Source organism: Alcaligenes sp. Me129 (assembly GCF_050487245.1).
In the GTDB taxonomy this organism is placed as follows: Bacteria; Pseudomonadota; Gammaproteobacteria; order Burkholderiales; family Burkholderiaceae_B; genus Alcaligenes; species Alcaligenes phenolicus.
The window spans coordinates 1-599 of record NZ_JBKQGX010000045.1 but is presented as its reverse complement, the minus strand read 5'-3'; the positions used below and the strand labels follow the sequence as shown (position 1 = coordinate 599).

Sequence of the window (599 nt, the reverse complement as noted above, 5' to 3'; positions counted from 1 at the left end):
CTCTGCCTTTTTCTTTGCTCCCCCCTCTTTCTCTTCTCCCTCCTTTCCCCCCCCCTCTCTTTTTTCTCTCCTTTTCCCCTCTTCCCCCTTTCCCTCCTTCTCTCCCTCCCCCCTTTTCCCTCCCCCCCCCCCTCTTTTTCCTTCCTCCCCCCCTCCTCCTTCCCTCTCTCCTCCTCCCCCTCCTCTTCCCTCCTCTTTCCCTCCCTCCTCCTCCCCTTTCTCCTCCCCTCTCCCCTTCCCTTTTCTCTTCTTTTCCCCCTCTCTTTCCTCCTTTTTTTTTTTCCCTTTTTCCTTTTCCCCTCTTTCTTTCCCTCCCTTTCCCTTTTTTCCCCTCTTTCTCTCTTTTCTTTTCCTTCTTTCCTTTTTTTCCCTTCTCTCCTCCCTTCTTTCCCTCCCCTTTCTTCTCCCTCCCTTCTTTCCCTTCCTTCCCTCTCCTTCCCTTTCCTTTCCCCTTCCCTCTCCTTCTCTTTTTCTTCCTCTTCCCCCCCTTTTTTTCTTCTCTCCTCCCTCTCCCCTTCTTCCCTCTCTTTCCCCCCCTCCTTTTTTCCTCCTCTTTCTCTCCTTTCTTTTTTTTTCTTTTTTTTTTTTTTTTTTTTTTT

Annotated in this window: 1 protein-coding gene; it reads right to left on the bottom strand. The window is 49.9% G+C overall.

What is annotated here, in order from left to right; translation table 11 throughout:
- A partial coding sequence (locus ACLPGZ_RS19630; RefSeq protein WP_429641899.1) for a hypothetical protein occupies positions 1–599 on the bottom strand: 599 nt, incomplete at both ends.